This window comes from Streptomyces sp. AB3(2024), assembly GCF_041862025.1.
GTDB lineage: Bacteria > Actinomycetota > Actinomycetes > Streptomycetales > Streptomycetaceae > Streptomyces.
In genome coordinates this window covers 1-5,156 of sequence record NZ_JBGWAB010000251.1, presented here as the reverse complement: position 1 = coordinate 5,156, position 5,156 = coordinate 1, and the positions used below count along the sequence as shown (strand labels likewise).

Sequence of the window (5,156 nt, the reverse complement as noted above, 5' to 3'; positions counted from 1 at the left end):
GCCCTCGACCCACTCACCGGTGACGGTCGACAGGAACGGAACCGCCGCGTCCCGGGGTGCGATCGGGGCGAGCAGCGTGTCGAGCTCCTCGCGCAGCAACTCCACCTGCGCCGAGTGCGAGGCGTAGTCCACCGCGATCCGCTTCGCACGGACCCCGTCCGCCTCACAAGCCGCCAGGAACTCCTCCAGCGCCTGGACCTCGCCCGAGACCACGACCGACGACGGCCCGTTCACGGCGGCGACGGAGATCCGCTCCTCACCCCACGCCGCGATCCGCTCACGCACCTCGGCAGCGGCCAACGGCACGGACACCATCCCGCCCAGCCCCGCCAGCACCCGGCCGATCGCCTGCGACCGCAGCGCCACCACACGCGCCGCATCCTCCAACGACAAGATCCCCGCCACACACGCCGCAGCGATCTCACCCTGCGAATGCCCGATCACCGCACCCGGCCGCACACCCGCCGCACCCCACACCTCGGCCAGCGACACCATCACCGCGAACAACGCCGGCTGCACCACATCCACCCGGTCAAGCGAAGGCGCACCCTCACTCCCCCGCAGCACATCCACCAACGACCAGCCGGTAAAGGGCTCCAGCGCCTTCGCACACTCCCCGATCCGCGCCGCGAACACCGGCGAGGACTCCAACAGCCCAGCCGCCATCCCCAACCACTGCGAACCCTGACCCGGGAAAACGAACACCGTCTTCCCGGTGCTCACGGCGCCGCGCGTCACTCCGGCGGCCGCGGCCCCGTCCTCCAGCGCGGTCAGACCACGCAGCAGTTCCTGCCGGTCCCCGGCCACGACCACCGCGCGGTGGTCGAAGACGGCCCGGGTCGTGGCCAGGGAGAGCGCCACATCGGCGGGCCTGAGCCCGGCCGCGCCCTCCAGGTGCCTGCGCAGGCGGGCCGCCTGGTCGCGCACGGCGTCCGCCGACTTCGCGGACACCACGTACGGCAGCACCGGTGCGGTACCCGTCTCGGCCGCGGTGACCACGGCCTCGTCCGGGGCCTGCTCGATGATCGTGTGCGCGTTGGTGCCGCCGATGCCGAACGAGGACACGGCCGCCCGGCGCGGGCGCCCGGTCTCCGGCCAGGGGGTGGCCGACTCCAGGAGCGAGACCGCTCCCGCCGACCAGTCCACGTGCGGGGTGGGCTCGTCCACGTGCAGGGACTTCGGCAGGACGCCGTGCCGCATCGCCTGGACCATCTTGATGACGCCCGCCACACCGGCGGCGGCCTGCGTGTGGCCCACGTTGGACTTGATCGAACCGAGCCACAGCGGCTGCTCGTCCGTGTGCTCCTGGCCGTAGGTGGCCAGGAGGGCCTGGGCCTCGATCGGGTCGCCCAGGGTGGTGCCGGTGCCGTGCGCCTCGACGGCGTCCACCTCGGCGGCGGACAGACCGGCGTTGGCCAGGGCCTGGCGGATGACGCGCTGCTGGGAGGGGCCGTTGGGGGCCGTGAGCCCGTTGGAGGCGCCGTCCTGGTTGACCGCCGAGCCGCGGACCACCGCGAGCACCGGGTGCCCGTTGCGGCGGGCGTCCGAGAGCCGCTCGACCAGCAGCATGCCGACGCCCTCGCCCCAGGCAGTGCCGTCGGCGGCTGCCGCGAAGGGCTTGCAGCGCCCGTCGGAGGCCAGGCCGCGCTGGATGCTGAAGGCGACGAAGGTGCCGGGCGTGGCCATCACGGTCACACCGCCCGCGAGGGCCATGTCGCATTCGCCGTTGCGCAGGGCCTGGACGGCGAGGTGGAGGGTGACGAGCGAGGAGGAGCAGGCCGTGTCGACGGTGACCGCCGGGCCCTCCAGGCCGAACGTGTACGAGACGCGGCCCGAGGCGACACTGCCCGAGCTGGACGTCCCCATGTACCCCTCCAGGCCCTCCGGGGCCCGGTGCAGGAGCGTGCCGTAGTCGTTGTACATGACGCCCGCGAACACGCCGGTCCGGCTGCCGCGCATCGACGCCGGGTCGATGCGGGCCCGCTCGAAGGCCTCCCACGAGGTCTCCAGCAGCAGCCGCTGCTGCGGGTCGGTCGCCAGGGCCTCGCGCGGCGAGATCCCGAAGAACGTCGGGTCGAAGTGGTGCGCGTCGTGCAGGAACCCGCCGGCCGTGCTGTAGCTGGTGCCCTGGCGGTCCGGGTCGGTGTCGAAGAGGGCTTCGAGGTCCCAGCCCCGGTCGGCGGGCATGTCCGAGATGGCGTCCCGCCCGTCGCGGACGAGTCGCCACAGGTCCTCGGGCGAGCGGACGTCGCCCGGGAAGCGGCAGGCCATCGAGACGATGGCGATCGGCTCGTCATCGTGCACGGCGACGGCGGTCGGAGCCGTGTCCGCTTCCTGGCTGCCGAGCAGTTCGGCGTGCAGGTACTCCCCCAGGACGGCGGGCGTCGGGTAGTCGAAGACGAGGGTGGCGGGCAGGCGAACGCCGGTGGCGGCGGCGAGCCGGTTGCGCAGTTCGACGGCGGTCAGCGAGTCGAAGCCGACCTCGTTGAACGACCGCGCCGGGTCCACCGCCTCCGGCCCCGCGAAGCCGAGTACGGCCGCGACCTGGCCTCTGACCAGTCCGAGGACGGCGCCGGCCTGCTGCTCCTGCGGCAGGGCAGCGAGCTGCCGGGCGAACGCGCCGCCGCCGCCCCGGGCGGCCCGACGGGTCGGCATGCGGACGAGGCCGGAGAGCAGCGGCGGGAGCATGCCGCCGCCGGCCGCCGCACGCAGGGCGGCCAGGTCCAGCTTGACGGGCGCCAGCAGCGCCTGCCCGGAGCCGCAGGCGGTGTCGAACAGGGACAGACCCTCGGCCGGCGACAGGGCGTTGACCCCGCCACGGCCCATGCGCGAAACGCCCTCGGCGTCCAGCGCGCCGCCCATACCGCCCACTTCGGCCCACAGGCCCCAGGCCAGGGAGGTCGCGGCCAGGCCCTGGGCCCGGCGGTGGGCGGCGAGGGCGTCCAGGAAGGTGTTGGCAGCCGCATAGTTGGCCTGGCCCGCGCCGCCGAACACACCCGCGGCCGAGGAGAACAGGACGAACGCGGACAGGCCGAGACCGGCGGTCAGCTCGTGCAGGTTCCACGCCGCGTCCACCTTCGGACGCAGCACCGCCGACAACCGCTCCGCCGTCAGGGAACCCAGCACCCCGTCATCCAGAACACCGGCCGTGTGCACGACCGCCGACAACGGACGCTCGGCCGGAATCCCCGCCAGCACGGCAGCCAGCGCCTCCCGGTCAGCCACGTCACACGCCGCCCACACCACCTCCGCACCCAGCTCCGCCAGCTCCGCCGACAACTCCACCGCACCCGAAGCCGCCTCACCACGACGGCTCACCAACAACAGGTGACGCACCCCGTGCTCGGCCACCAGATGCCGGGCGAACAAGCCACCCAGCGAACCGCTCGCACCCGTGACCAGAACCGTGCCCCCGGCATCCCACGCAGGAGCCGCATCAGCCGCGACCACAGCCCGCGCCAGCCTCGGCACCAGCACCGAACCACCGCGCACCGCAACCTCGGACTCACCCGACGCCAGCGCGGAGGAGAGCGCCTGCTCCACCTCGGCATCGGCATCCACGTCCACCAGGACGATCCGCCCCGGGTTCTCCGACTGCGCCGACCGCACCAGGCCCCGTACCGGAGCATGGACGAGGTCCGACACACCCTCACCCGGCACGGCCTCCACCGCACCCCGCGTCAGGAACACCAGGCGCGAGCCGGAGAAGCGGTCGTCGGCCAGCCATTCCTTGACCAGCGTGAGCACGCGGCCGGTCTCGGCGTGCACCGCAGCGGCCACGTCCGCGCCGGCGGGCTCCGTGCACGGCACGACCAGCGCGGACGGGATCTCCCCGCCCTCGACCACGGCCACGCCCAGCCCGGCGAGGTCGGCGAAGACCTGCGCGCCCTCGCCGAGCATCATCCAGGCGTCGGCGGAACCGGCCGCCGCCGAGGCCGCCTCGGTCCACTCGACACCGAACAGGGAGTCGCCGTGGCCACCGGCCGGGCGGCCGAACTGCTCGGGCGAGAAGGCCCGGAGGGCCAGGCTGTCCACCGTCGCGACGGGCGCGCCGTCGATGTCGGCCATGTCCAGCCGTACGGACTGCTGACCCGCCTTGGAGAGGCGCACGCGCAGGGTGTCCGCTCCGGTGGAGTGGACCGCGACCCCGGACCAGGAGAAGGGCAGCTGGCCCCGGCCGGTGTCCTCCACGAGGGAGCCGAGGCCGATGGCGTGCAGGGCGGAGTCGAGGAGCGCGGGGTGGATCGTGAACTGCTCGGCGCCCGGCCCGGTTTCGTCGCCGAGCCCGACCTCGGCGAACACCTCCTCGCCGCGCCGCCAGGCGGCCCGCAGGCCCTGGAACACCGGCCCGTAGCCGAAGCCGGAGTCCGCGAGACCCTCGTACAGGCCTTCGATGTCAACGGGTGCCGCGCCGGCGGGCGGCCAGGCGGTGAGGTCGCAGGCCTGCTTCTCCTCCGCGCCCTGCGCCAGCGTCGCGGTGGCGTTGCGGACCCACGGCTCGTCGTAGGCCGCCAGGCTGTCGCGCGAGTGGAAGACGACCGGCCGGCGGCCCGCCTCGTCGGGCGCTCCTACGGTGATCTGGAGCTCGACGGCGCCTTCCTCGGGCAGCACGAGCGGGGCCGCGACGGTCAGTTCGTCGACCAGGTCGCAGCCGACGCGCTCACCGGCCTGGAGGGCGAACTCGACGAAGGCCGTGCCCGGGAGCAGCGCGGATCCCATGACCCGGTGGTCCGCGAGCCAGGGGTGGGTGGGCAGTGACAGTCGCCCGGTGAGGAGCAGGCCGTCGGCGTCCGCCAGCGTCACCGAGGCGCCGAGCAAGGGGTGTTCGGCGGGCCGGAGTCCGGCGGTGGTCACGTCGCCGCCGAGGGTTCCGGCGTCGAGCCAGTAGTGCTCGCGCTGGAAGGCATAGGTGGGCAGGTCGACGTGCTCGGCACCGGTGTCACGGTGGTAGGACTGCCAGTCGACGGCGATGCCCCGGACGTGGACGTGGATGTGGGCGAGGGCCGTGACGGCGGTCTCCGCCTCGGGACGGTCCTTGCGGAGGATGGGTACGAAGGCGGCGGTGCCGGTGTCGTCGGCCAGGCAGGCCTGCGCCATCGCGGACAGCACCCCGTCGGGCCCGAGCTCGACGTACGTGCTCACGCCCGCGGCCTCCA

Annotated in this window: 1 protein-coding gene; it reads right to left on the bottom strand. The window is 73.8% G+C overall.

Features of this window, described 5'->3' with window-relative positions; translation table 11 throughout:
* Window positions 1-5,156: type I polyketide synthase (locus ACEPPI_RS39760; RefSeq protein ID WP_373920127.1), on the bottom strand; the 5,156-nt coding region annotated here is incomplete at both ends.